The sequence below is a fragment of the Anaerotruncus massiliensis (ex Togo et al. 2026) genome (assembly GCF_900199635.1).
In the GTDB taxonomy this organism is placed as follows: Bacteria; Bacillota; Clostridia; order Oscillospirales; family Ruminococcaceae; genus Anaerotruncus; species Anaerotruncus massiliensis.
Genome location: NZ_LT962687.1, coordinates 1851765 through 1876768, shown reverse-complemented (window position 1 = coordinate 1876768; position 25004 = coordinate 1851765). Strand labels below are relative to the sequence as shown.

The following is a 25004-nucleotide window of genomic DNA, read 5'->3' as shown; positions in this document are numbered from 1 at the left end:
CGGCGAGCTTGCCGGGCAGGAGCGCGCGGGGAAGGGCCGCTGACCCGCCGCCCGGCGCGCCTGACAGGAAAAAGCGGCCGCCAAAGGCGGCCGCTTTTTCGGATCTGGTCAGGTGTTTTCCCGGCGCCACGCGGCGATCTGGGCCATGCGTTCCCGGACGCGGGCCTCGGAGCCCTGCGCGGTCGGGCGGTAGTAGCTGCGCCCGGCGAGGGAGTCGGGCAGGCACTGCATGTTGGTGAGCTTGTCCTCGCTGTCGTGCGCGTACTGGTAGCCCTCGCCGTAGTGGAGCTCCTTCATGAGGCGGGTGGGGGCGTTGCGGATCTGAAGGGGCACCGGCTCGGCCAGCATCTTCTGCGCGTCCTTTTTGGCGCTCTCATACGCCAGGTAGAGGGCGTTGGATTTGGGCGCGAGGGAGAGGTAGACGACCGCGTGGGTGAGGTTGACGCTGCATTCCGGCATGCCGATGAAATGGCTTGCCTGGTAGGCGGCCACGGCGATCTCGAGGGCGCGGCTGTCCGCCATGCCGACGTCCTCCGACGCGAAGCGGATGAGCCGCCGCGCGACATAGAGCGGGTCCTCGCCCGCCTCGAGCATCCGCGAAAGCCAGTAGACGGCGGCGTCGGGGTCGCTGTTGCGCATCGACTTGTGCAGCGCGGAAATGATGTTGTAGTGCTCCTCGCCGTTTTTGTCGTAGAGCAGGGACTTCTTGCTGATGCACTGCTCGACCGTCCCGCTCGTCACCGTGACCTTCCCGTCCCGCCGCTCGCCGTTGAGCACGACCATTTCGAGGGTGCTCAGCGCGACCCGCGCGTCCCCGTTGGCGAAGGCGGCGACCATCCGCAGCAGCTCGTCGGGGAAGTCGACCTCCTGCCCGCCGAAGCCGCGCGGGTCGGAGAGGGCGCGGCGCAGGAGGGAAAAGAGGTCCTCCTCCGAAAGCGCCTGGAGGACAAAGACCTTGCAGCGGGAGAGCAGCGCCGAGTTGACCTCGAAGGAGGGATTCTCGGTGGTCGCCCCGATGAGCACGATGCTCCCGCGCTCGACGAAGGGCAGGAAGGCGTCCTGCTGGGCCTTGTTGAAGCGGTGGATCTCATCGACGAAAAGGATCGTCCGGTCGCCCATCCGCCGCCCGGTTTCGGCGCGCGCCATGACCTCCTTGATCTCCTTGATGCCGCTGGTCACGGCGGAAAAATCGATGAATTCCGCCTGGGTCCTGTGCGCGATGATCCGCGCGAGGGTGGTTTTGCCCACGCCGGGCGGCCCCCAGAAGATCATCGAGGAGACCCGGTCGCTCTCGATGAGCTGGCGCAGGACCTTGCCCTCGCCGAGCAGGTGCCGCTGCCCCGCGAATTCCTCGAGGGTTTCGGGGCGCAGGCGGCTGGCCAGAGGGGCCTCGGGCTCCCGGCTTTCAAAGAGGGACTGCTGACGCATACGATCACCGCCTTTTCCTTAGTATAGCCCTTTCGCGCCGGTTTGAAAAGAGGTTACGAAAAGCCCCGTCCGTTTCCGGGCGGGGCTTTTCGCTGTCTGTGTGAGAAGGTAGAGTAGGAGTTTATCGTAATTACGCGCTCTGCGCGGGGGTCCCGGTGGCTTTGCGCTCCTTGAGAATCATGTTGAGCAGGATGTTGAGCAGGACGCCGGAAACCACCGCGATGAAAATATTGTTGTTGACGAACATCTTCAGGAACGGGTCAAAAGTGGCCGCCCACTCCGCGCCGGTGGTGGAGAAGAAGACGGGCATCATGACGCCGAGTCCTAGGGTGGTGCCTGCGATGAGGTTGCCGCGGACGTCGCGGGTCTCGGAGATGACGACGTCGATGCCGGAGAACATGATCATGCTCGCGGAGATGAGGAAGACGGCGCCAACGATCGGGCGCGGGATGCAAGCGAGCAGCATGGCGAGCTTCGGCGACAGGCCGTAGATTAAGAACATGACGGCGGCGACGCGGGTGACGCGGCGGGAAGCCACGCCGGTGGCGGCGAGGATGCCGATGTTCTGGGTGTAGCTGGTGACAGGCAGCGCGCCGAGGAGGCCGCTGCACATGCAGCCGAGGCCTTCCGCGAAGATGCCCTTATTGATGTGCTTGACGCGGTAGACCTGGTCGCAGACGGCGCAGGTCGCGGCGTAGTCGCCGATCGACTCGAAGATCGAGCCGATGTAGCCGGTGAAGCCGGCGAGGATGGCGGCGAAGGTAAATACGACGGGAGAACCGGCCGCGCTGGGAATGCCCTCAAAGTTGCGGAAGGGGAAGATGGTCGGCAGAGCGAACCAATCCTCCGCGAAGACCTTGCCCCAGTCGAAGATCCCGACGATCGACGAGATGACGACGCCGATGACGAGGACCGAGATGAGGACGAAGCCCTGGGAGAGCAGGCCCTTGCCCTTAAACTTGAGGAAGAGGGCGAAGAGGAAGGCGACCGCCGCCAGAATCAGGAAGACCGGCTCGTGGGAGGAGAAAATCCAGCCCGCGGCGATCTTGCACGCGACGAAACCGATGGTCGCGACGACCGAGCCGGTGACGACGGGCGGGATGAATTTACGCAGTCTGCCGAGCACGCGGGAGAAGCCGATGACGGCCTCGAGCGCGCCGCCGACGAGGACCGCGCCCCACATTGCGGGGAAGCCGTAGGTGGCGGTGACGCCGCCCATGGCGGTCAGAACGGAGGAGGACGGCCCCTGGACGATCGGCAGACGGTTGCCGATGGTGGTCTGGATCAGGGTGCCGATGCCCATTGCGAGGAAGCAGGTCTTGATCATGACCGGCACGACGGTGTCGGGCAGGCCCGCGAGGGAAACGAACATGCCGGCCCAGATGAAGGGGGTAAAGTCGACGAGGGTGATCTGCCAGGCGAAGAAGAGGGTCTGCCACCAGCTCTTGGGGTTCTCCTCCACGCCAATGGATACCTTGACGGTACTGTCGGGCTGTGTCTCAAAAATGGGTTGTTCCGGATTGTACATAAGCCGACTTCCTTTCCTGAAATTAGAGAAAGGGCGCCGCGAATAACGTTTTTATTCCCGCGGCGCCTTTGCCTCTGCTGTCTTACTAGGCGAAGCGGATGGGTTTGTCAAACCTTATTCCGGAGTCTCAGAGCAGCGCCGCCTTGCGCTCAAAGGAGGCGATGACCTTTCCGTGACGCAGGATATAGGGGCGGGACGCACGGGTGCGCAGCGCCTCCTGGATATTGTCCGCGTCGAGGATGTTGAGGTCCGCGTCGTTGCCGACCTCGATCCCGTACTTGGCGTCGGGGTCGAAGATGCGCATCGAGTTGGTGGTCAGCATGTCGAAAATGGTCTTCGCGGTGCCGGGGGTGTTGTACTGCGCGGTATAAGCGCCCACCAGACCGTAGTCGAGCGGATCGCCGGTGCCATAGAGGTGGAAACCGTCGCAGATCGTGTCCTGCGCGGTGGCGACGTTGATTCCCATCTCTACCATCTCACGGATTCTGGTGACGCCGCGGGTGCGGGGCTCGGCGTCGATGCCCATGATCGCAAGCACCTGGGTGTTGGTGCAGATGTTCATTCCGGCCTCTTTGATGAGCTTCATAACCTTGATCGCGTGAGACTGGTTCTGGTAGGTGATCGAGGTGCAGTGGCCGCCGGTGACGCGGGGGCCCCAGCCCTTCTGGAGGGTGAGCCAGGCGGTGTATTCCAGGGAACGGTCGAACATGTCCTTCGACTGGTCGATGTGCATGTCGATGGGGACGTTGTACTTTTCGGCGATCTCAAAGACGAGGTCGACGTGTTTGCGGGCGAGCTCGGGGAGCCACTCGGCAGCGGGCATGCCGCCGGCGATGTCGCAGCCCATCTCCATGGCTTCCCACATGAGCTTCTCGGTGCCCTCGTTGGCGTAGATGCCCTCCTGCGGGAAGGCGATGACCTGGAGGTCGCAGATGTCCTTGGTCGCTTCCTTCGCGGCGAGGACGCCCTCGAGGCCGACGAGGTTGGCCATGTTGTCGATGTCGACGTTGGTGCGCAGCTTGGTGGTGCCGAACATGACGCACTCGCGGATCGCGCGCTCGGCGCGGGCCTTGACTTCCTCAACGGTGTAATGCCGCTTGAAGTCGTGCATGATATGGATGGAGTCCTCCAGTGTTTCGACCGAGCTCTCACGGCCCTGAAGCGCCGTGTAGGCCTTGTCGAAATGCATGTGCGTGTTGACGAACGTGGGGGCGGCGAGCATGCCGCGGGCGTCGATCACTTCGCAGTTCTCGATCCCTTCGGCGCGGATTTCCGGTTTGATCTCGAGATACTTTCCGTCGTCTCCGATCAGGATATCGGACATTCCACGCCCCACAATGTTCGCATTGCGGATGAGCAGCATAGGGGTTCCTCCTCAAATCGATTTTTCAGCGGTCTCAGGGCCGCTTTTCTACTTCATCATAGCAAGATGACGGGGTGCTGTCAAATGATTTTCTGTAAAAATTGCACTTAAAATTTGTAAAATTAAGCCGATTTTTAATAAATGCGTACACATGTTTGCGTAAACAAGAAAACAAAATCGAAAAAATCTACCAGTTTCGTGGTGAATTTGTAAAAGTTCGACGGGTCCGCGCGGTCAAAACGGCGAAATTTCGGCCGGGGGGCGTTTCGGCACAACTCCCAAATTGACAATGCGCGCGTGAGAGATTATGCTAAAAGTATGATTTGTGTAGTTTTCACGAAGGAGGCGGCTGTATGGTAACGATCCGTGAGGTCGCGCGGGAAAGCGGCGTTTCCGCGGCGACGGTTTCGCACGTGCTCAACGGGACCCGGCGTGTGGAGCCGGAGACCGCGGCGCGGGTGCGCGCGGCGATTGAAAAGCTCGGATATCGCCCGCTGCGGGAATACGACCGCTACGGCCTGCGGGGAATCCGGCTGGCCGGCTTTTTCGCCCACGGCACGGGGATGTGCGCCTGCGCGGACTTCTTCGGCCTGCTGGAGCAGCGGCTGGCGGAGCATAAGATCCAGCTGGTGCTCATCGCGGCGCCGGAGACGATCCCGGACGGGGAGCTCCGCGCGCTCCAGCGGTTCCACCGGCTGAGCTTCTGCGTCGTGCACACCTCGGTGCGGGTCCCGCCGGCCAGGCGGGAGGCGCCGCCCTATGAGGTGCCGACCGTCTTCCTCAGCAGCGCGCCGCCCCCGGCGGGCAATTCCTGCGCCGTTTCCTTCGATTACCGGCAGGCGGTGCGGATGGCGCTTTCCCACCTGATCAGCCGGGGACACCGGGAGATCACCATCTTTACGAGCATCCACAACATCGACGTCACCGAGGAGATTCGCGCGGGCGCGCGGGCCCTCTTTGCCGACCGGGGGCTGGAGTACTGGCCCTCCCGCTTTTTGAACATCGCGCGGGCCGTGGAGGAGGGGAACGAGGCCGCCCAGGCGGCGGTGGACGCGCATTTCGCGCGCCATCCGGGCCTGACGGCGGTGGCCGCCGCCGGGACGTGGGCGACGGTGCACGCCGCCGCGAGCCTGCGCAGGCGCGGGCTGGATTACCCGCGGGACGTCTCGCTCGTGGCGATCGGCGGGCTCTACGCGATGGAGGAGAGCCGTCCCGACCTGACGCGGGTGGATCTCGGCGCGCCCCAGCTGGCCGACGCGGTCGTCCGGGCGCTGCTCAATGAGCGGATGGACCAGAGCCGCACGCTGCTGCTCCCCTCCTTCCTGCCGGGCGGCAGCACCCGGTCGCTCGCACGCGCGCCGTCGGGCGGACCGGCGGCGCGCCCCGAGCTGCTCGAGCTTTCGGAGGACGAGCTCGGGCGCATCCGCTCCCGCCGCTTTACCGCCTGCATCGCGCTTGACGGCGCGGGCACGATGTTCTCGGAGCTCGTGCTGCAGGGGGTGCGGGAATCGCTGGCCAGCCTCGACATGACGCTGCTCGAGGTGGCGGAGGCGAAGGGGAGCGTCGGCATGCGGGACATGCAGCTCCAGGAGCTCGTGCGGCTCGCCCCCGACGCGATCATCAGCTTTTCCAACGACCAGACGGCGCTGCGCGACCGGTTCCTCTCGCTTTCGGCCGAGCGTACCAAGCTGATCCTCGGCGTGGACGTGCCGCCCGACCTGCCGGAATACGCCTACGCCACCTGTGTGGCGACCAACGAGACGGAGAAGGGGCGGCTGGCCGGCAGGCTGCTCGCCTCCGAAATGATCCGGCGGGGAAAGCGCAAGATCGGCTTTGTCTGCAACGCGGACATCAACTTCACCGCGCGCCAGCGGGACATGTCCGCGATCGGCACGGTGACGGAGGACTTCCCCCAATTGGACATCGTCTTCCGCAAGGACTTCATCCGGGAGCAGAACGCGTTGTCGGTGGTGCGGGACGCGCTGGAGGCCCACCCCGAGACGGAGGGGCTTTACATCTTCAGCGCGGACGCGACCCTCACGGCGCAGAAATATCTGCAGTCGATCGGCCGTGAGGATATCCTGCTCGTCACCACCCAGATCAACGACGAGATCGCGCGCCTCTTCCTCATGAACCAGAACGTCATCGGCATCGTCTCGTCGCAGGCGTACGAGATGGGCCGCTACCTGGGGCTCGCCGCCGCGAGCAGCCTGCTCGGCAAGCACCTGCCCTCCTATGTCGTCGTGGAGCCGGTGCTGATCACGGCCGGCAACCTCGAAAAATCGTGGGTGCGCACGGCGCGCCGCCGCCCGCCCACGAAGAAATAGAAAACACCCGGGCCTCCGGCCGACGCCGGGGGCCCGGGTGTTTTATGCGGCTGTGGGAAAAACTTCAAAAACAAGGAAAGCGCCGGGAGAAATCCCCGGCGCTTTCGCGCGTTCTAGAGCTGTTCGGCAAGAGGGAAGGCGAGCGTCCCGAGCGACCCTTTTCTAGAGCTGTTCGGCAAGAGGGAAGGCGAGCGTCCCGAGCGACCCTTCGCCGTCGAAGGGGAGGGGCCGGGGCGGGCCCGCCGCCGTGAGGGCGGGGTTCTCCCGCGCTTCGGCGAGCAGCGCCTCCGACGCCCACAGCGTTTCGATGTGCGCCGTGTCCTCGATGAGCACGGCGCGGAACGGCCCGGCGGCGCCGCAGGTGTGCAGGCAGGCGAGCAGGGCGGAGCGGTCGTCGGGCATCACGCAGGGCATCCGCATGCCCGCCGGGTCGCGGCAGGTCAGCCCGTTCACGTAGATCGGCGTGAAGTCGATCTTGCCCCGCAGCCGCTCGGTGATGAAGTCGGCGTTGCCCATGCCCGCCGCGTTGCCCGCCGAATGGGCGGTCAGATCGAGCACCGCGAGGCGCGCGGCGTGCGGCGGGCCGACGCCGAGCTGCACCGAGCGCCCGGTGACGTTCGGGTCCATGCCCGCGCCGCTCAGTTCCTTGCCCATCCGGCGCACAAAGAGCGCGTCGAGCGGGTCGAAGGGGATGCGCGGCATGAGAGCTTTGGCCTGTTCAAGCAGTTCGGGCTCACGCAGGGGAATCCGCTCCGCGGGGATCGCCTCCACGACGCGCAGCCGGTGGCAGGCGTTCTCCACGAGCGCCACCCCGAAGGCGACGCGCGCGTTTTGCAGGATGACCCGTCCGCACTCCCAGATGTTTTCCGCCATATGGGAGAAGCCCGCGCTGTGGCAGAGGTCCGCGCCGTACCGCTTGCCGAGTCCGACGACGAGCATCTTCATGACGCCGCTTTCCACCCGGCCGCGAAAGTCGGTGTGGGGCTTCACGCGGCCGACCGGCACGATCCAGTCGGCTTCGGCCGCGAGCCGGTCGATGCGCACGGGGACGCCGTCCGCCCGGCGGCCGACCTCCACCGTGTCCATGCAGGAGCGCACCGGCGCGCCAACCGTCTCTTCGGTGACGCCGTAGCGGGCGAGCAGCGCGCGCTGCCCCTCCGCGGTCGCGCCCCCGTGGCTGCCCATCGCGGGCACGAGGAAGGGGAGGGCTCCGCGCGACCGCACCGCTTCGGCCAGGGCGCGCAGAATCTCAGGGAGCCGGTCGATCTGCCGGCTGCCCGCCGTGAGGGCCACCGTGTCCCCCGGGCGAAGGCGTTCGAGCACGCCCGCCTCGCAAAGGGTGCGGCGCACCGCCTCCCCGGCGTCGGGGACCTCCGCGCGGTCAAACCGCTGGCGCAGGGGGAAAAAGCGGGGAAGCGCGGTCCCCCGCAGGATCTCGCCGTAGACGTCCATGCCGTTCCTCCGTTCCGGTAAAAAAATCCCCGCCGCGGCCGCGGCGGGGACGGGTTCGTTCAGGATTCCTTTTCCTGCACGATCGCTTCCATGTCCTCGAGGGAGTTTTCGATGTGCTCGGTCATCAGCGCGACGCCCGCCTCGACGTCGCGCTTTTCAAACGCGCCGATCAGGGCCTCGTGGGTGGTGATCGCATGGTCGGCGTTGTCGGGCAGCAGGTAGGTCTGCACACGGTAATCCACGATGCACTCCGCGATGATCTTCTCCATCCGGATGAGCAGCTCGTTGCCGCTCGCCTCGGCGATCTTGTGGTGGAGCTCCTCGTCGTAGAAGGCCATCTTGACATAGTTGCGCGCCTTGGCGCTCTGCATGAAGAGGTCGTGGATCACCCGCAGCTGTTCGAGCTGCCGGTCGCTGATCCGCTGGATGGCAAGCCGCGTGGTCATCGTCTCGATGCCCATGCGCACCTCCATGATGCTCGTCAGACGCTGGCCGTGCTCCTTAAACCAGCAGGCCACGCAGCTGTCGTCGGTGCGCTCGCTGGGGACCCCTTTGAAATAGGCGCCCTTGCCGCGCTTGACGTCGATCATGTCGATGGCCTGCATCATCCGGTAGGCCTCACGCGCGGTCGAACGCCCCACGCCGTACATCTCGCAGATTTCCTTTTCCGTGGGCATCTTGTCGCCCACGGCGACGTTTTGTTCAACGATGTAGTCCTTCAGGTTGTTGATCACCTGATCGACGATCGAAATCCGTTCGATCGGTTTCATCGTTCCCACCACCTTCATCGCGCTCGCCGCCTCCCGCCGTCCGTTCCTGTCCTATCATCCGACAACCGGGAGGGGGTTTATCCGCCTCCATTATAACACCCGCTCCCGCTTTCATCAAGCCTCGGCAGGGAAATTGTGGCTATTTCATGACGCGCGCGAACTCCTTGCGGATCTGCCGCTGGAGCCCGGGCTCATCGATGCCCACGTTGGTGAAGATAAAGTCGAGGACCGCTTCGAGGGTTTCTCCGGTCGGTTCGATGCCCAGGTCGGAGATGCAGGTCGGGGTGCCGAGCTCCTTCAGGAAGCGGATGTTCTTTTCGATGTATTCCTCCGAGTAGCCGTTGACCGCGAGCTGTACCGGGATGCCCGCCGAGACGATCTCGCCGTGCAGGAGTCTGGCGCGCTGGGGCTTATAGAGCTTGCTCACCGCGTCGTAGAGGCCGTGCGCGATCGCGAGCTGCTTGCTGCCGCTTGAAAGCTGGGAGGTGAGCCCGGTCAGCGCGAGGTTGGTGAAGAGGATGTCGTCGACGACCGGGGTGAGGCGCTTGGCCGCCACGTCGCGCACGCTTTCGGCCGCGTCGGCAAAGTACTTCTCGGTGTTCGACTTGGCCACCTGGAGCGCCGAGACGGGCATGATCGTGATGTCCCAGCCCTTGACGAAGCGGATGCTGAAGTCGATCTCGGGGTATTTGGCCATCGCGTCCGCGATGCCCGCCGCGAGCATCCGCGAGGGGGAGCGGCGGGAGAGCAGGTCGGTGTCGACCAACACGGCGCCCACCGGCTGGCTGCAGTATTCGTTGCAGTCGGGCGTTCCGGTGTCGTCATATTTGATGCAGACGGTCGCGTAGCAGGCGCAGGTCGCCGCCGTCGTCGGCACTGTGACGACCCGCACGCCCAGCCGGTCGGCCGCGAGCTTGGAGGCGTCCATGCATTTGCCGCCGCCCACGCCGATGACCAGTTTCGCGCCGTATGTACGCGCGTCGGCGACGATCGAACCGACCGTCGTCTCGCTGCAGAAGCCGGAGAAGGGGTGGACCTTGTACTCCACGCCGGATTCCCGCAGGCCCTTTTTCACGTCGGGTCCCGCGATCTCCCACGCGGTGCGCCCCGCGACGACGAGCGCCCGGTCGGCGAAGAGCTTCGCCTCGCGGCCCGCCAGCGCCGCCGCGCCCGGGGTCTGGATGTATCTGCCGGCGCCGAGGATGATCTGGGCTCCGTCTCTCATTGAAACCAACTCCTTTTATTGTTTGCCGTCCGGGCTGAGCCCGAACACCTGAATGGCCGTTTTGGAAAAGATCTGTTCGAGCGCCGCCCCGCTTTTGACGGCGCGGCGGTATTTGAGCAGCTCCCCGGCGGCCTGGACCGGCACGTCGGTGGAGAACATCAGCTTGTCGGGGGGCAGCTCCGCGAGAAAGCCCTCGATCCCCTCGATGCCGACGCCGCTCGGTTCGAGCCAGACGTGGTCGAACGCCTTCGCGAGCTGCATGGCCTGCACGGTGAAGAAATCGGAGCCCGCGTGGGCGATCACCGTTTTGACGCCGGGGAAGTCGCGCACGAGGGGGTAGAGGCGGGCGGGGTCCGCAAAGGGGATTCCCATGCCGGTGTGCACCATGACCGGAATGCCGAGGGAGCGGGCCGTCTCGTAGACGGTGCGCGCGTCGCGGCTCATGAGGTCGACCGCGTGGCCGTTGGGGGTCAGCTTGACGCCGACGAACCCGAGCTCCCGCACACAGCGGCGGACCTCCTCATAGTAGTCCTCCGGCGTGTAGTGGGGGCTGAGGGAGGCCATGCCCCAGAAGCGCCCCGGATGGGCGAGGCAGAGGCGGCGGATGCGGTCGTGGGCTTCGCGGGCGTCGGCCAGGTAGGGGCGGGTGATGCAGGGCTGGACGATGCCGCCATCGATGCCGTTCTCCGAGAAGGTGCGCAGCAGGAGCTCTTCGGTCACTTCAAAGTCGTAGACGCAGTCGCGTCCGAGATGGCAGTGGGCGTCGAGTATCATAGGCGTCCTCCGTTGTAATTGGTTGGATATAAGGTTGTCTGATATCTGCACTCATTATAGCAACGCGCAAATGGCGTGTCAAGGGGGTAAAATGTATTCTATCGACAAAAAATATCCACTAATTTTAATGATTTACGACAAATCTTCCGAATGGTGATTGACATGCCTTTGCAGCATGAATATAATGGAGGCAAGATGTCAGATAACATTATAACCCGATAAGCAATGCGGGGCGCTGATGTCAAACAGAATTTAGGAGGAACGCAGCATGACGAGAAAAGAGTTTTCCGAGAAATACGGGCAGATTCTCCTGCCCCTGGTGACCCCCTTCGACGAGAAGGAAGAGATCGACTACAAGGTCTATGAGGATCTGATCGAATACCTCATTAAAAACGACCTGTGCGACTCCCTCATCGTCACCGGCACCACCGGCGAGGCGAGCCTCTGCACCTTCGATGAGCGCGTCAAGCTCATGGAGACCGCCGTCCGCGTCAGCGCCGGCCGCAAACCCGTGATCGCCGGCACCGGCTGCGCCTCCACCAAGGAGACCGTCGCCCTCACCAAAAAAGCCGAGGAGCTCGGCATCGACCTGTGCATGGTCGTCTGCCCCTTCTACAACAAACCCACCCAGCCGGGCGTTTACAACCACTATAAGACGATTGCCGGGAGCGTCGGCGTCAACATCCTGCTCTACAACATCCCCATCTTCGTCGGCATCAACATCGACGCCCCCACCGTCCATGAGCTCGCCAAGATCCCCAACATCATCGGCATCAAGGACGAGGCGGGCATCAACCCGACCCAGGTCACCGACTACTTCCTCGCCACCGAGGACGTCAACCCCGAGTTCGTCATCTTCAACGGCGACGACATCATGCTGCTGCCCACCATCGTGCAGGGCGCCATGGGAATCGTCTCGGGCGGCGCGCACATCTTCGGACACGAGATCCGCGCGATCATGCAGGCGTTCGCCGCCGGCGAAAACGAGAAGGCCAAGGAGCTCTTCGTCCCGCTCTACCGCTTCTGCAAGAGCTGCGGACAGAACGGCCGCATCCTGCCCAACTCGATCATGCGCCCGGCCATCGAGCTCGTGACCGGCATCAAGGTCGGCCCCGCCAGAAGCCCGCTCGCCCCCATCACTGACGAGGAGAAAGCGGTCCTCGTGGACGTGCTGAAAAAGGTCGGCAAGCTCTCCTGATCCGATGTGATTTTGGCCCCGCGGAGGCGGGGCTGTGGAAAGAGAACAAGTAACGGGAGGAAAGAAAATGAAAAAGCATCTTGCAATCCTACTGGCAGTGATGATGGTGGCGGCCATGCTGGGCGCCTGCGGCGACACCGCGGCGGCCCCCGCCACCGACGGCGAAATCCTCATCGGCCTGAGCTGCGCGCTCACCGGAAACTTCCCGCTGGCAGGCCAGCGCACCCGCGAGGGCGTCGACCTGGCGCTCGAGGAGATCAACGCGGGCGGCGGCGTGCTGGGCAAGAAGCTCGTCTATACGATCGAGGACGACCAGAACACCCAGACCACCGCGGTCAACGTCGTCACCAAGATCCTCACCCAGGACGTCGCGGCGGTCATCGGCCCGCACACGAGCGGCAACGCCATGGCGACCAACGAGCTCTATAAGAATGCGCAGGTGGCCTTCCTGACCGGCGGCACGAGCCCCAAGCTCGAGGAGGCCGGCAACCCGTACATGTTCCGCTGCCGTCCCGCTGACACGATCAACGGACAGGTTGCCGCCAAGTTCGCGATCGAGAAGCTCGGCGCCACCAAGATCGGCATCTCTTTCAACAACAACGACTTCGGCACCGGCGGCCGCGACGTCATCATCGCCTACCTGGAAGAGGCGGGCGTGCCCTACGTCGCCGTCGGCCACAACGCGGGCGACAAGGACCTCACCGGCCAGATCATGCAGCTCAAGAGCGAGAACGTCGACTGCATCATCTCCTGGACCGACGACGCGGAGGTCGCCCTGACCGCCCGCCAGCTCTATGAGCTGGGCGTCGAAGTCCCGGTCATCGCCTCCGCCGGCGTCGTTATGGACCAGGTGCTCAACCTGCTCGAACCCGAATATGTCGAGGGCTGGTACTCGGTCACCGACTTCGTCTCCACGAGCAACGACCAGATCACCGCGGACTTTACCAAGAAGTTCACCGATAAGTACGGCTACGCCCCCGAGCTCTATGCCGCGACCTACTACAGCGCGACCTACGTGCTCGCCGACGCGATCGAGCGCGCCGGTTCCGACGACCCGCAGGCGGTCCGCGACGCGCTCGCGGCCACCGAAGGCCTCACCCTCCCCGAGGGCAGCTACAAGTGCGACGACAAGGGCAACCTGCTCCACGGCTGCGTCATCGCGCAGATCCTCGACAAGGTGCCCACGATGGTCGAGTACGTCGACCTCAACAGCTGACCGGACCATGTGAACCTCTCCCACGCGCCGGGGGCGCTGCGCGGGGCCGCCAGGCGGCGGCCCCGCGGCCCCCTTCTCCATGCAGAATACGGCTGTTTTGCGCGCGCCGCTGACAAAACAGCAACGAATACAGGGGTGAAAGAATGACAGCCGAAATCATCGTCCAATTGATCGTCAGCGGGTTGGCCCTCGGATTTATCTACGCGCTCGTCTCAATCGAGTACACCATCATCTTCAACGCGACCGGCCTGCTCAACTTCAGCCACGACAAGCTCATCATGCTCGGCGCCTACGTCTTTGCCGGACAGTTCGTCGTCCGCATGGGCGCCGCGCCCGCGGTCGCCGTCATCGCCACCGTCGCCACCATGTTCCTCTTCGGCGTGCTCGTGGCAACCGGCATCTTCAATCCCTTGCGCAACATGGCGTCCCCCGTCTTCGCCGTCATCGGCACCGTCATCCTCGGGCGCATCCTCACCGAGTCCGCCCGCGTGATCTGGGGCGCCACCCCCTTCACCGTCCCCGGCTTCCTCAAGGGGATCGTCAAGGTCGGGAACATCGTCATCCCCAAGGCGAACATCGCCATCATCCTCGTCTCCGCGATCATCGTCACCGCCCTGCAGGTCTTCTTCAAGACCACCAAGATGGGCAAGGCGATGCGCTGCGTCCAGCAGAACAAGACGGCCGCGACCCTCATGGGCATCAACGTGACCGCCAACATCAACCTGACAATTGCGCTCAGCGCGGTGATCTGCTCCGCCATCGGCATCATGGTCATCCCGCTCTTCACCATAGACCTCACGATCGCCAACATGATCGGCCTCAAGGGCTTCGCGGCCGGCGTCATCGGCGGCTTCGGATACCTGCCCGGCGCGATCGCCGGCGGCATCTTCATCGGCATCCTCGAGAACCTCAGCACGCTGATCATCCCGACGCTCTATAAGGACTGCGTGGCCTTCGTGCTGCTGATCGTCTTCCTGCTCGTGAAACCGTCCGGCCTGCTCGGACACAGACGCTAGGAGGGGCCGGATATGAAAATCGTAAAACGTGTTTTATTGGCCGTGCTCCTGGCGGTGCTCATCGTCTTCCCGATGAGCTACGACAACGCCTATGTACATATCCTGCTCAGCCAAACGCTCGTCAACATCGTCATCGTCATGGGCCTCAACTTCATCACCGGCCTCACCGGGCAGATGAACCTCGGCACCGCCGGCATCATGGCGCTGGGCGCCTACATCGCCGCGCTGACCAGCACCCGCCTGGGCACCTCGCCCTGGATCGGCTTTCTCCTCGCGATCGTCATGGGCGTCGCGATCGGCTGGGTGCTCGGCTATCCGAGCCTGCGCCTCAAGGGGGTCTACCTCTCGCTGACCACCATCGGCTTCAGCGAGATCGTCCGCCTCGTGCTCACCAACTGGGTCGAGCTCACCGGCGGCACGATGGGCGTGCAGGGGGTCCCGCACATCAACCTCTTCGGCTATGTGCTCGACACCTCCCGCAAGGTCTACTACCTCTATCTCGTCGTCGTCATTCTGCTCGCCTTCACCGCGTGGCGTATCGTCCATTCCAAGTGGGGCCGCGTGTTCAAGGCGATCCGCGACAACGTCGAGGCGGTCGAGGCGTGCGGCATCGACATCGCCAAGCTCAAAATTCAGGCGTTCACCCTCGCGACCGTCTTCGGCTGCCTCGGCGGCGCGATGTACGCCTATCTGATGGGGTACATCAACCCCACCACCTTCACCACCGACCTGTCCGCCAACTATCTCATCATGATGATGCTCGGCGGCATCGGTTCGGTCGTCGGCAACATCCTGGGCGCCACGATGATCACCCTGCTGCCCGAGATGCTGCGCTTTTTGGGAACCAACTACTGGCTCTATTTCAGTATCATCGCCCTGCTCTTCGCGATCTTCCTGCCCAACGGGCTCGTCTCCCTCTTCACGAAGGAGAACCGGCTGGGGATGTTCTGGATGGCCAAAAAAGAAAAGACCGGAGGGCGCAGATGATGGAACCTGTCTTGAAGCTGGAACATGTCACCAAACGGTTTTCCGGGCTGGTCGCCGTCAACGACCTGTCTCTGGAAATGCCCAAAAACTGCATCCATTCCCTGATCGGTCCCAACGGCTCCGGAAAGACCACCACCGTCAACATGATCACCGGCGTGCTGCCGGTGAGCGACGGGACGATCTTCTATGGCGATACCCAGATCAGCGGCAAGCCGGTCTTCCAGATCGCCCGGCTCGGCATCGGGCGCACCTTCCAGAACCTCAAGCTCTTCAGCTCGATGAGCGTGCTCGAAAACCTCATGATCGGCGCGCACCAGATGACCAGGATCGGGCTCATCCAGTTTCTGGTCGACCTGCGCGGCGAAAAACGGGAGGAGAAGCTGCTCATCGAACGCGCCGAGGAGGTCCTGGAGGAGATCGGTATGGCCGACCTGCGGCATGAGAAGGTCAAGAACCTCGCCTACGGCAAGCAGAAGATGACCGAGCTCGGGCGCGCGCTCATGATGAAGCCCGACCTGCTCATCCTCGACGAGCCGGCCGCGGGGCTCAACCCCTCCGAACGCCGCGAGTTCGTCGATATCCTGCTCAAGACCCACGAGAAGGGGATCGACCTCTTCCTCATCGAGCACAACATGGACGTCGTCATGAACATCAGCACCAAGATCACCGTGCTCAACTTCGGCGCGAAGATCGCCGAGGGCAACCCCTATGAGATCCAGAACAACGACGAGGTGATCCGCGCTTATCTCGGCGACAAGTATAAGCCGGTGGACCTCCCGCCGGCGGTGGAGGGTTAGGCTTATGGCTATGCTGAAGGTAAACGGGATCAACGTCTTCTACGGCAACGTGCAGGCCCTCTTCGACGTGTCCATCGAGGTGGGGGACAACGAGATTGTCTCGATCATCGGCGCCAACGGCGCCGGCAAGACCACCCTGATGAAGACGATCATGGGCATCAACCGCCCCGCCAAGGGGGATATCACCTATAACGGCGAAATCATCAGCAACCTCAAGGCGCACCTCGTCGTCGGGCGCGGCATCGTCTACATCCCCGAGGGCCGCGAGGTCTTCCCGCAGATGAGCGTGCTCGAAAACCTCGAGATGGGCGCCTTCTGCAAGAAGTACTCCAAGGCCGAGCTCGACCGCCACGTCGAGGAGGTCTACGAGCTCTTCCCGCGCCTCAAGGAGCGCGCCAGGCAGCTCGCGGGGACCCTCTCGGGCGGCGAGCAGCAGATGCTCGCGATCGGCCGCGGCATGATGAGCGACCCCAGGCTGCTCATGTTCGACGAGCCGAGTCTCGGGCTCGCGCCCGTCATCGTCGACGAGATGTTCGACGCGATCGTCAAGATCAACCGCACCCGCAAGACCCCGGTGGTCATCGTCGAGCAGAACGCGTTCATGGCGATGTCCATCTCCGACCGCACCTACGTGCTCGAGGTCGGGCACATCGTGGGCAGCGGCCCGAGCCAGGAACTGCTGAACAGCCCCGACATCAAAAAGGCATACCTCGGCGGCTGACGGAAGAGAGAAGCTGGCCGCGGCGGGGCCCGCGCGGGCGCGCGGGCCGGCCGCCGGGCCGTTTCCCAACGGCGGCCGGCGGGAAACCGCGGGATTTTCCCGCTGCAAATCGGGATTTTCACACTTTGCGCGGGACGCGCGGCATGTTAGAATGGTCCGGAGGATGCGTTTCATCCCGCCGGGCTTCCGGCGCGGGAACGGGTTTTGCGCCGGTTGGGCCGCTTTAATGTCTGACAATCTGATGAGTAAGAAGGGAGTCGGGACGACTATGAAACTGGTAAGGGTGCTCCACGAGGGCCGCGCGCGCTACGGAAAGCTCTGCGGCGAACGGGTGGAATGGCTGGACGGCTCGGTCGCGGAGGGGTTCACCCCGGCGGAGGGCGGCGCGCCGCTCTCCGGGGTGAAGCTGCTCGCGCCGGTCGAACCCACCAAGGCGGTCTGCGTGGGACTCAACTATATGGACCATATCATCGAATCGAATGAGAAGGTGCCCGAGACGCCGGTCATCTTCATGAAGCCCGCCACCGCGGTCATCGGGCCGGGGGAGGCGATCGTCTATCCGCCGCAGTCCAGGCGGGTCGACTACGAGGGGGAGCTCGCGATCGTCATCGGGAAACGCGCCAAAAACGTCCCGGAGGACGCGGCGGGGGAGTATATCCTCGGCTACACCTGCGCGAACGACGTGACCGCGCGCGACCTCCAGCCCTCCGACGGGCAGTGGACCGTGGCGAAGGGGTTCGACACCTTCCTGCCGCTCGGCCCCTGCGTCGACACCGACGCGGACCCCGCGGACCTGCCCATCCGCACCATCCTCAACGGCAGGGTGGTGCAGGACTCCAACACGAAGCACCTGCTCTTCAAGCCGCGCATGATCGTCAGCTACATCTCGGCGGTCATGACCCTCGAGCCGGGGGACGTCGTCCTGACGGGGACCACCCTCGGCATCGGGCCGATGCGGCCGGGGGACCGGGTCTCGGTGGAGATCGGCGGGATCGGCAGGCTGGACAGCGTCGTGAGCGCGCCGTAAGACACGGAACGCAGAGGCCGCCGGCAGTCCCGACGGCCTCTTTTGCTTGAAAACTCAAATCGGATAAAGGGGAAATAGCGCAGATGAATATTTTCGTGTGCATCAAACAGGTCCCCGGGACCAACAAGGTGGACATCGACCCGGTGACCGGCACCCTCAAGCGGGGCGGGGTGGATTCCAAGATGAACCCCTACGACCTCTACGCGCTCGAGACCGCCCTGCGCCTGCGGGAGCGGTGCGGCGGGAAGGTGTCGGTCGTCAGCATGGGGCCGCCGCAGGCCGAGACGGTCATCCGCGAGGCCTACGCCATGGGCGCGGACGAGGGGGTGCTCCTCTCCGACCGGCGGTTCGGCGGCGCGGACGTGCTCGCCACGAGCTACGCCCTCTCGCAGGGGGTGCGCAGGCTCGGCGAGTTCGACCTGCTCCTCTGCGGCAAGCAGACGACCGACGGCGACACCGCCCAGGTCGGGCCGGAGCTGGCCGAGTGGCTCGGCATCCCGAGCGTCTCCAACGTGCGGAAGATCCTCGAAATCGGGGAGGACGGCGTTTCGGTGGAGATGGATATGCCCGACGACGTCGAACGGGTGAGGGTGAGGTTTCCCTGCCTGCTCACCGTCGACCAGGACATCTTCCAGCCGCGCCTGCCCTCCTACGTCAAAAAGACGGAGAGCGCCGGGCGGCCGGTGGAGATTCTCACGCTCGACGAGATGGAGGACCGCGAGGAAACCCACTACGGCCTGAACGGCTCGCCCACCCAGGTGCAGCGGATCTTCCCGCCCGCGGTGAACGACCGCCGGGAGCTGTGGAAGGAGGAGGGGGAGGCCCTCTCCGACCGGCTCTACGCGCTGCTGCGCGACAAAAAGTTTGTGTAAGGAGGCCCCGTTATGCCGAGGCTGGTGATTCATCAGGAGAAAATCCCCGACCCCCGCGCGCTGGCGGCGCTCTGCCCCTTCGGCGCGCTCGAGGAGCGGGAGGGGCGCGTTTCGGTCAACGCGGCCTGCAAGATGTGCCGCATCTGCGTCAAGAAGGGCCCCGCGGGCGCGGTCGAATACCTCGAGGACGCGCCCGCCCCCGCCGTCGACAAAGCGGCGTGGCAGGGGGTGGCGGTCTACGTCGACCATGTCGACGGGCGGGTTCATCCCGTCACGCTCGAGCTGATCGGCAAGGCCCGCGAGCTGGCCGCCAAGGCGGACCAGCCGGTCTACGCCCTCTTCATCGGGGAAAACGTTGCCGGTTCCGCGCGGGAGCTGCTCCACTACGGCGTCGACCGGGTGTTCGTCTACGACGACCCCGCGCTCGCGCGCTTCCGTATCGAGTCCTACGCCAACGTCTTTGAGGACTTCGTCAAGGCGGAGAGGCCCGCCGCCATCCTCGTCGGGGCCACCCCCGTCGGGCGGCAGCTCGCCCCCCGCGTCGCCGCGCGGCTGCACACCGGCCTCACCGCCGACTGCACCGTGCTGGATATGCTCGAAAACACCGACCTCATCCAGATCCGCCCCGCCTTCGGCGGCAACATCATGGCGCAGATCGTCACCCCCAACCACCGCCCGCAGATGGCGACGGTGCGCTACAAGGTGATGGACGCGCCCACGCGGTCGAAGGCCCCGTCGGGCGAAATCACGGAGCGGTCGGTCACGCCGGCCATGCTGGAAAGCGGCGTGACGGTGCTCGGCGTCACCCCCAAGGAGCCGGAACAGTTCATCGAGGGGGTCGACGTGCTCGTCGCGGCGGGCCGCGGCGTCAAAAAGGAAGAGGACCTCGCGCTGCTCGAGGAGCTCGCGGAGCTGCTCGGCGGGCAACTCGCCTGCACCCGCCCGCTCGCCGAGAGCGGCTGGGTGGAGGCCAAGCGCCAGGTAGGGCTCAGCGGGCGCACCGTGCGTCCCCGGCTCATCATCACCTGCGGCGTCTCGGGAGCGGTGCAGTTTGTCGCGGGGATGCAGGGCGCCGACCTCATCGTCGCGATCAATCAGGATGAGAAGGCGCCCATCTTCAAAACCGCCCACTACGGGCTGGTGGGGGACCTCTATGAGATCGTGCCCCGCCTCATCGAACGGATCAAGGCCGCCAAGGGGGTGCTGGTATGAGCTATAAGCAGATGACCGCGGCGGATATCGCCGCCCTGCGGGAGCTGATCGGGGACGACGAGCGCGTCTTTGCGGGGGAGGAGATTCACGAGGACTACAGCCACGACGAGTTGAGCGGAACCGTCCACTATCCCGATGTCGTGCTGCGGGTGCTCTCGGCGGAGGAGGTGTCCGCCGTCATGCGCTACGCCTCCCGCGAGCGCATCCCCGTCACCCCGCGCGGCGCGGGCACCGGTCTCGTCGGCGCGGCGGTCGCCGCGGAGGGCGGCATCCTGCTCGACATGAGCCTCATGAACCGCTTCCTCGAGCTCGACGAGGACAATTTGACTCTGACCGTCGAGCCGGGCGTGCTGCTCATGGAGATCTACACCTATGTCGAGGAGAAGGGCTTCTTCTACCCGCCCGACCCGGGCGAAAAATCCGCCACGATCGGCGGCAACGTCAGCACCAACGCGGGCGGCATGCGCGCCGTCAAATACGGCGTCACCCGCGACTATGTGCGCGGGTTGGAGGTTGTGCTGCCGAACGGGGAGATCGTCACGTTCGGCGGCAAGGTCGTCAAGAACAGCTCGGGCTATTCGATGAAGGATCTGATCGTCGGCTCGGAGGGGACCCTCGGCGTGGTCACCAAGATCATCCTCAAGCTGCTGCCGCTGCCGAAGCGCACCGTCAGCCTGCTCGTGCCCTTCCCGAGCCTGCGGGACGCGATCAACACAGTGCCCCTCATCGTCCGTTCCAAGGCCGCGCCCACCGCGGTCGAATTCATGGAGCGGGAGGTCATCCTCGACGCCGAGCAGTACCTCGGCAAAAAATTCCCCGACCACTCGGCCGACGCCTACCTCATCCTCAAGTTCGACGGCCCCTCGCTCGAGCAGATCGAGCGGGACTACGAGGGGGTCGCTAGACTCTGCCTCGAGCAGGGCGCGCTCGACGTGCTCATCTCCGACACCGAGGAGCGGGACGAGTCGATCTGGAAGGCGCGCGGCGCCTTCCTCGAGGCGATCCGCGGCTCGACCGACGAGATGGACGAGGTCGACGTGGTGGTGCCGCGCGGCAGCATCAACCGGATGGTCGCCTACATCCACGCCCTCCAGTCGGAGCTCGGCGTGCGCATCAAGAGCTTCGGCCACGCGGGGGACGGCAACCTCCACGCCTACATCCTACGGGACGGCAGGGAGGAGGACGAATGGCAGCGCATCCTGCACCTCGCGATGGAGAAGATCTACGCCGAGGCGAACGTCCTTCGCGGGCAGGTGTCGGGCGAGCACGGCATCGGCTACGCCAAGCGCCCCTACCTGCGCGAGTCGCTCGAGCCGCAGGTGCTCGAGCTCATGCGCGGCGTCAAACGCGCCTTCGACCCCGAAAACATCCTCAATCCGCACAAGGTCTGCGGCCTCTGACGGCCGCGCGAAAAGGCAGCCCCGGAACCATCTGGTTCCGGGGCTGCCGCTGTTTTGGGTTCAGGCGCCGTGAAGCAGGTTGGGCTGCGCGGCGAGCAGCTTCGGCAGCGCCTCTCCGACCGACTGCGGGGTGAGCGCGGGAAGCCGGAGGCGCGTTTCGTCCGCGGGCCGGAAGGCGCCGGGCATGTGGAAGTAGTTGAGCCGCCAGCGGGGCAGGGGCGGGAAGGAGGCGAGCAGTTCCCCGAGCGCCCCGGCGTCCAGGCCGGGGTAGAGGGTGGTGCGCGCCTCGAACGCCGCGCCGAGAGAACGGAGGGTATCGATCGTAAGGCGCACGTCGGAAAAGCAGTCCGCGCCGCAGACGGCGGGGCAGTCCGCCGGGAGCGCCTTGACGTCGACTGCGACGTAATCGAGCAGACCCTCCCCCCAGAGACGTTCGACGAGCGCGGGCCGCCGGCCGTTGGTGTCGAGCTTGACGCGGTAGCCGAGCGGGCGGACGCGGCGGAGGAATTCCTCGAGATCGGGCTGGAGGGTCGGCTCCCCGCCGCTCACGACCACCCCGTCGAGCAGGCCCCGCCGCTTTTCGAGGAAGGAAAAGACGGCGGCTTCGGCGAGCTGGTCGCCGTCCCCGGCGATCAGCTCGCGGTTGTGGCAGTAGAAACAGTCGAGGTCGCAGCCGCGCGTGAAGAGCACGCAGGCGAGCGCGCCGGGGAAGTCGATCGTGCTGCTGCGCTGCATCCCGCCGAAGATCATGCGCTCAGCTCCTCCGGTTTGATGCGGTACTTCTTGCGCTCCTTATACTCCTCGCGCTTGCCGCGGTGGAAGTTCTGGACCGGGCGCAGGTAACCGACCACACGGCTCCACACCTCGGTGTCGCGGCCGCATTCGGGGCAGGAATAGACCTCGCCGTTCAGGTAGCCGTGCTCGGGGCAGACCGAGAAGGTGGGCGTCAGCGAGATGTAAGGGAGCTGGTAGTTGGTGAACGCCTTGCGGATGAGCGATTTGGCGACTTCGACGTCGCTGATCTGCTCGCCGAGATAGAGGTGGAGCACCGTGCCGCCCGTGTACTTGCACTGCAGCTCGTCCTGGAGGTCGAGCGTCTCAAAGATGTCGTCGGTGAAGCCGACCGGCAGCTGGGTCGAGTTGGTGTAGTAGGGGGCGTCCTGCCCGGCGGTGATGATATCGGGATATTTTTTCCTGTCGAGCTGGGCGAGGCTGTAGCTGGTGCCCTCCGCCGGAGTCGCCTCGAGGTTGTAGACGTGGCCCGTCTCCTCCTGGAAGCGGGTGATCGTGTCGCGCATGAAGTCGAGGATGTCAAGGGAGAATTTCTGCCCCTCGGGGGTGGTGATGTCCTTGCCCATGAAGTTGAGGCAGGCCTCGTTCATGCCGATGAGGCCGATCGTGTTGAAGTGGTTGAACCAGTAGCTGCCGGTGCGCTCCTTCACGTTTTCGAGGTAGTGCGCCGAATAGGGGTACATGCCGCGGCGGGTCTGCTCCTCGATCGTCTTGCGCTTGATCTCGAGGCTCTCCTTGGCGATCTCCATCAGGTCGAGCAGGCGGGATTTGAACTCCTCCTCCGTCCTGGAGAGATAGCCGATGCGCGGGAGGTTGACCGTCACGACGCCGATCGAGCCGGTGAGCGGGTTGGAGCCGAAGAGACCGCCGCCGCGCTTTCTGAGCTCGCCCGTGTTGAGCCGCAGGCGGCAGCACATTGAGAGCGCGTCCTCGGGGGAGAGGTCGGAGTTGATGTAGTTGGAGAAGTAGGGGATGCCGTATTTGCAGGTGATCTCCATGAATTTGTTGACCACCGGGCTGTCCCACTCGAAATCCTTGGTGACGTTGATCGTCGGGATGGGGAAGGTGAAGACGCGGCCCTTCTTGTCGCCCTCCATCATGACCTCGCAGAAGGCGAGGTTGAGCATGTCCATCTCCGCCTGGAACTCGCCGTAGGTCGCGTCCATCGGCTGGCCGCCGATGATGACCGCCTGGTCGCGCAGGGTGCGGGGCGGCTTGATATCGAAGGTGAGGTTGGAGAAGGGACACTGGAAGCCCACGCGGGTGGGGACGTTGAGGTTGAAGATGAACTCCTGGAGCGCCTGCTTGACCGTCGCGAAATCGAGGTGGTCGTAGCGGATGAAGGGGGCGCAGTAGGTGTCGAAGGAGGACCACGCCTGCGCGCCCGCCGTCTCGCCCTGGGTGGTGAAGGTCGAGTTGACGATCTGGCCCAAAAAGCTGCGCAGGTGCTTGGCGGGGCTCGATTCGACCTTGCCGGGCACGCCGCCGAAGCCGCCGAGCAACAGCTGCTTGAGGTCCCAGCCGGCGCAGTAGGGGCCGAAGAACCCGAGGTCGTGCAGGTGCAGGTCGCCCGAGAGGTGGGCGTCGCGGATCTTGTCGGGGTAGATCTCATGCAGCCAGTACTGCTTGGTGAACGTCTCGCGGATGTAGTTGTTCATGCCCGCGATCGATTTCTGGGCGTTGGCGTTTTCCTTGACGCGCCAGTCGCCGTCCCCCATGTACTTGGAGAACATGTCGATCGTCGCGCCGATCAGGGCGTTCGCCTCGCGCGCGCTGCGGCGCTTCTCCCGGTAGAGGATGTACGCCTTGGAGGTCTTGGCGTGGCCGTTTTCGATGAGCACCTTCTCGACGAGGTCCTGCACCTTTTCCACTTCGGCGGTGCCGTCGGGGAACTGCGCGTTTGCGAGGACGACGACCTGCTCGGTCAATTCCTCGGCGCGGCCCCAGTCGCTGCCGCCCACCGCGACGGCCGCCTTATAGATGGCGCGGGTGATTTTCTCCGGCTGAAAGGCGACGACCTCGCCGCTGCGTTTCCGAATCGTATTGATCATTGCGAACCCTTCCTCACTAGATATTGTGTTTTACAAATAGTATTATACGATATCTAGTGTGGCAATACAAGACCAAACGCAGAAATATTTTCCGGCGGAGCAGGTTTGTGCAAACTGGCGGAATCCGTGGGGCGGGATGGTGGAAACTGCTGAAATTTGCGGTTTTCAGGTTTTGCGCATTGACAAGCGGGGGCGCGCTTTTTATAATGAAAGCAACTTGTTCAACAGGTTGAACAATATGAACAACTGAGGAAAAGCAGGAGGGTATGTTATGAATGGAATCGGGAGAAAACTGGTAGGTCAGTGGAACACAAAAACGGTGGTCGGCGTCGCGCTCGGCGCAATTTTGATGGCGATCATGATGGTCTACATCCAGATCCCCATCTTTACGCAGGTGCAGTTCAGCCTCGCACCCGTCGTTATCGTCATCGTCGGAGCGCTCTTCGGGCCGCTGCCCGCGGCGATCGCCGCGTGCTTCGGGAACTTTTTGGCCGACATGATCGGCGGCTGGGGCTTCTGGTTCGACTGGACGATCGGGCATTTCTTCTGCGGCTTCATCACCGGCCTGCTGCCCGTCTACGGCGCGAAGGTCGGCGAGGGGGTTTTCACCAACAAGCAGGCCGCCACCTTCGCCGTGCTCGCCTTTGTCGCCCCGCTCATCGCCTTCTGCGGCATCACCCCGCTCTTCACGATGATGTGGTACCAGGGCGAACTGGAGATCGGCATGGTGCAGGGCGTCATCGCCGGCGTCAAGGACGGCCTCATGGCCGCGATCATCGGCGTGCCGCTGCTCAAGATGATGGCCAAAAAGAACCGGCTCAAAACCAATCTCACGGAGGAATAATCCG

Annotated in this window: 21 protein-coding genes; 12 read left to right on the top strand and 9 right to left on the bottom strand. The window is 64.3% G+C overall.

All coding sequences use genetic code 11. The annotated features are described in order from the left end of the window. Nucleotides 1-108: 108 nt before the first annotated feature. The 3 genes from C1A13_RS09290 to C1A13_RS09280 form a co-directional block, all read right to left on the bottom strand. Nucleotides 109-1428 (bottom strand): replication-associated recombination protein A, encoded by a 1320-nt coding sequence (locus C1A13_RS09290; RefSeq protein WP_101551332.1) that lies wholly within the window; start codon nt 1426-1428, stop codon nt 109-111. A 130-nt stretch (nt 1429-1558) separates the two neighbouring features. Continuing rightward, entirely contained in the window at nt 1559-2956 is a 1398-nt protein-coding gene (locus C1A13_RS09285) for a uracil-xanthine permease family protein (RefSeq protein WP_101551330.1), read from the bottom strand. A 127-nt stretch (nt 2957-3083) separates the two neighbouring features. Continuing rightward, nucleotides 3084-4319: an amidohydrolase family protein gene (locus C1A13_RS09280; protein ID WP_101551328.1), complete on the bottom strand. Its 1236-nt coding sequence runs from the start codon at nt 4317-4319 to the stop codon at nt 3084-3086. 353 nt (nt 4320-4672) lie between these two features. Between C1A13_RS09280 and C1A13_RS09275 the strand changes: the two genes are divergently transcribed. Continuing rightward, nucleotides 4673-6646 (top strand): LacI family DNA-binding transcriptional regulator, encoded by a 1974-nt coding sequence (locus C1A13_RS09275; RefSeq protein WP_101551326.1) that lies wholly within the window; start codon nt 4673-4675, stop codon nt 6644-6646. A gap of 162 nt (nt 6647-6808) precedes the next feature. Here the strand turns inward: C1A13_RS09275 and C1A13_RS09270 are convergent, their stop codons facing one another. The 4 genes from C1A13_RS09270 to C1A13_RS09255 form a co-directional block, all read right to left on the bottom strand. After that, nucleotides 6809-8098, bottom strand: a complete 1290-nt coding sequence (locus tag C1A13_RS09270; protein WP_101551323.1) for a lactate racemase domain-containing protein — start codon at nt 8096-8098, stop codon at nt 6809-6811. Nucleotides 8099-8157: 59 nt separating this feature from the next. Continuing rightward, nucleotides 8158-8886: a FadR/GntR family transcriptional regulator gene (locus C1A13_RS09265; protein WP_101551321.1), complete on the bottom strand. Its 729-nt coding sequence runs from the start codon at nt 8884-8886 to the stop codon at nt 8158-8160. 121 nt (nt 8887-9007) lie between these two features. Further along, nucleotides 9008-10093 carry an iron-containing alcohol dehydrogenase family protein gene (locus tag C1A13_RS09260; protein ID WP_101551318.1) on the bottom strand — a complete coding sequence of 362 codons (1086 nt, stop codon included), beginning with the start codon at nt 10091-10093 and terminating at the stop codon, nt 9008-9010. Nucleotides 10094-10108: 15 nt separating this feature from the next. Then, a complete protein-coding gene (locus C1A13_RS09255; protein ID WP_101551316.1) occupies nt 10109-10867 on the bottom strand; it encodes an amidohydrolase family protein in 759 nt (252 codons plus the stop codon). 268 nt (nt 10868-11135) lie between these two features. On the opposite strand from C1A13_RS09255, the gene dapA reads away from it, so the two are divergent. The 10 genes from dapA to C1A13_RS09205 all read left to right on the top strand — a co-directional run bounded on the left by dapA (nt 11136) and on the right by C1A13_RS09205 (nt 21313). Continuing rightward, nucleotides 11136-12065 carry a 4-hydroxy-tetrahydrodipicolinate synthase gene (gene dapA, locus C1A13_RS09250; protein WP_101551314.1) on the top strand — a complete coding sequence of 310 codons (930 nt, stop codon included), beginning with the start codon at nt 11136-11138 and terminating at the stop codon, nt 12063-12065. Between the two features lie 67 nt (nt 12066-12132). Continuing rightward, entirely contained in the window at nt 12133-13281 is a 1149-nt protein-coding gene (locus C1A13_RS09245; protein ID WP_101551312.1) for an ABC transporter substrate-binding protein, read from the top strand. Nucleotides 13282-13424: 143 nt separating this feature from the next. Then, entirely contained in the window at nt 13425-14297 is an 873-nt protein-coding gene (locus C1A13_RS09240; RefSeq protein WP_101551311.1) for a branched-chain amino acid ABC transporter permease, read from the top strand. Nucleotides 14298-14309: 12 nt separating this feature from the next. After that, nucleotides 14310-15284 (top strand): branched-chain amino acid ABC transporter permease, encoded by a 975-nt coding sequence (locus C1A13_RS09235; protein ID WP_101551308.1) that lies wholly within the window; start codon nt 14310-14312, stop codon nt 15282-15284. Continuing rightward, on the top strand, nt 15284-16081 hold the full coding sequence (locus tag C1A13_RS09230; RefSeq protein ID WP_101553237.1) for an ABC transporter ATP-binding protein: 798 nt from the start codon (nt 15284-15286) through the stop codon (nt 16079-16081). Before C1A13_RS09235 ends, C1A13_RS09230 begins: the two co-directional genes overlap by 1 nt. A 4-nt stretch (nt 16082-16085) precedes the next feature. Continuing rightward, on the top strand, nt 16086-16802 hold the full coding sequence (locus C1A13_RS09225) for an ABC transporter ATP-binding protein (protein WP_370867153.1): 717 nt from the start codon (nt 16086-16088) through the stop codon (nt 16800-16802). Between the two features lie 268 nt (nt 16803-17070). Continuing rightward, on the top strand, nt 17071-17829 hold the full coding sequence (locus C1A13_RS09220; protein ID WP_101551306.1) for a fumarylacetoacetate hydrolase family protein: 759 nt from the start codon (nt 17071-17073) through the stop codon (nt 17827-17829). A gap of 83 nt (nt 17830-17912) precedes the next feature. Continuing rightward, nucleotides 17913-18701 carry an electron transfer flavoprotein subunit beta/FixA family protein gene (locus C1A13_RS09215; protein WP_101551304.1) on the top strand — a complete coding sequence of 263 codons (789 nt, stop codon included), beginning with the start codon at nt 17913-17915 and terminating at the stop codon, nt 18699-18701. Between the two features lie 12 nt (nt 18702-18713). Then, nucleotides 18714-19913: an electron transfer flavoprotein subunit alpha/FixB family protein gene (locus tag C1A13_RS09210; protein WP_101551302.1), complete on the top strand. Its 1200-nt coding sequence runs from the start codon at nt 18714-18716 to the stop codon at nt 19911-19913. Further along, entirely contained in the window at nt 19910-21313 is a 1404-nt protein-coding gene (locus C1A13_RS09205; protein WP_101551300.1) for an FAD-binding oxidoreductase, read from the top strand. Before C1A13_RS09210 ends, C1A13_RS09205 begins: the two co-directional genes overlap by 4 nt. Nucleotides 21314-21373: 60 nt before the next feature. Here C1A13_RS09205 and C1A13_RS09200 read toward each other — a convergent pair whose 3' ends face one another. Together C1A13_RS09200 and C1A13_RS09195 are read right to left on the bottom strand one after the other, a co-directional pair. After that, nucleotides 21374-22063 (bottom strand): anaerobic ribonucleoside-triphosphate reductase activating protein, encoded by a 690-nt coding sequence (locus tag C1A13_RS09200; protein WP_101551298.1) that lies wholly within the window; start codon nt 22061-22063, stop codon nt 21374-21376. Next, a complete protein-coding gene (locus tag C1A13_RS09195) occupies nt 22060-24156 on the bottom strand; it encodes a ribonucleoside triphosphate reductase (protein ID WP_101551294.1) in 2097 nt (698 codons plus the stop codon). The genes C1A13_RS09200 and C1A13_RS09195 overlap by 4 nt, the downstream gene beginning before the upstream one ends. Before the next feature lie 271 nt (nt 24157-24427). On the opposite strand from C1A13_RS09195, the gene C1A13_RS09190 reads away from it, so the two are divergent. Beyond that, a complete protein-coding gene (locus C1A13_RS09190; RefSeq protein WP_101551292.1) occupies nt 24428-25000 on the top strand; it encodes an ECF-type riboflavin transporter substrate-binding protein in 573 nt (190 codons plus the stop codon). Nucleotides 25001-25004 lie beyond the last annotated feature (4 nt).

Coding starts and splice junctions, on each gene's coding strand:
- C1A13_RS09255 (WP_101551316.1), bottom strand. CDS start 10,867: ATGATACTCGACGCCCACTGCCATCTCGGACGCGACTGCGTCTACGAC.
- C1A13_RS09190 (WP_101551292.1), top strand. CDS start 24,428: ATGAATGGAATCGGGAGAAAACTGGTAGGTCAGTGGAACACAAAAACG.
- C1A13_RS09235 (WP_101551308.1), top strand. CDS start 14,310: ATGAAAATCGTAAAACGTGTTTTATTGGCCGTGCTCCTGGCGGTGCTC.
- C1A13_RS09240 (WP_101551311.1), top strand. CDS start 13,425: ATGACAGCCGAAATCATCGTCCAATTGATCGTCAGCGGGTTGGCCCTC.
- C1A13_RS09270 (WP_101551323.1), bottom strand. CDS start 8,098: ATGGACGTCTACGGCGAGATCCTGCGGGGGACCGCGCTTCCCCGCTTT.
- C1A13_RS09195 (WP_101551294.1), bottom strand. CDS start 24,156: ATGATCAATACGATTCGGAAACGCAGCGGCGAGGTCGTCGCCTTTCAG.
- dapA (WP_101551314.1), top strand. CDS start 11,136: ATGACGAGAAAAGAGTTTTCCGAGAAATACGGGCAGATTCTCCTGCCC.
- C1A13_RS09210 (WP_101551302.1), top strand. CDS start 18,714: ATGCCGAGGCTGGTGATTCATCAGGAGAAAATCCCCGACCCCCGCGCG.
- C1A13_RS09200 (WP_101551298.1), bottom strand. CDS start 22,063: ATGATCTTCGGCGGGATGCAGCGCAGCAGCACGATCGACTTCCCCGGC.
- C1A13_RS09275 (WP_101551326.1), top strand. CDS start 4,673: ATGGTAACGATCCGTGAGGTCGCGCGGGAAAGCGGCGTTTCCGCGGCG.
- C1A13_RS09230 (WP_101553237.1), top strand. CDS start 15,284: ATGGAACCTGTCTTGAAGCTGGAACATGTCACCAAACGGTTTTCCGGG.
- C1A13_RS09260 (WP_101551318.1), bottom strand. CDS start 10,093: ATGAGAGACGGAGCCCAGATCATCCTCGGCGCCGGCAGATACATCCAG.
- C1A13_RS09245 (WP_101551312.1), top strand. CDS start 12,133: ATGAAAAAGCATCTTGCAATCCTACTGGCAGTGATGATGGTGGCGGCC.
- C1A13_RS09220 (WP_101551306.1), top strand. CDS start 17,071: ATGAAACTGGTAAGGGTGCTCCACGAGGGCCGCGCGCGCTACGGAAAG.
- C1A13_RS09205 (WP_101551300.1), top strand. CDS start 19,910: ATGAGCTATAAGCAGATGACCGCGGCGGATATCGCCGCCCTGCGGGAG.
- C1A13_RS09225 (WP_370867153.1), top strand. CDS start 16,086: ATGGCTATGCTGAAGGTAAACGGGATCAACGTCTTCTACGGCAACGTG.
- C1A13_RS09215 (WP_101551304.1), top strand. CDS start 17,913: ATGAATATTTTCGTGTGCATCAAACAGGTCCCCGGGACCAACAAGGTG.
- C1A13_RS09265 (WP_101551321.1), bottom strand. CDS start 8,886: ATGAAGGTGGTGGGAACGATGAAACCGATCGAACGGATTTCGATCGTC.
- C1A13_RS09280 (WP_101551328.1), bottom strand. CDS start 4,319: ATGCTGCTCATCCGCAATGCGAACATTGTGGGGCGTGGAATGTCCGAT.
- C1A13_RS09285 (WP_101551330.1), bottom strand. CDS start 2,956: ATGTACAATCCGGAACAACCCATTTTTGAGACACAGCCCGACAGTACC.
- C1A13_RS09290 (WP_101551332.1), bottom strand. CDS start 1,428: ATGCGTCAGCAGTCCCTCTTTGAAAGCCGGGAGCCCGAGGCCCCTCTG.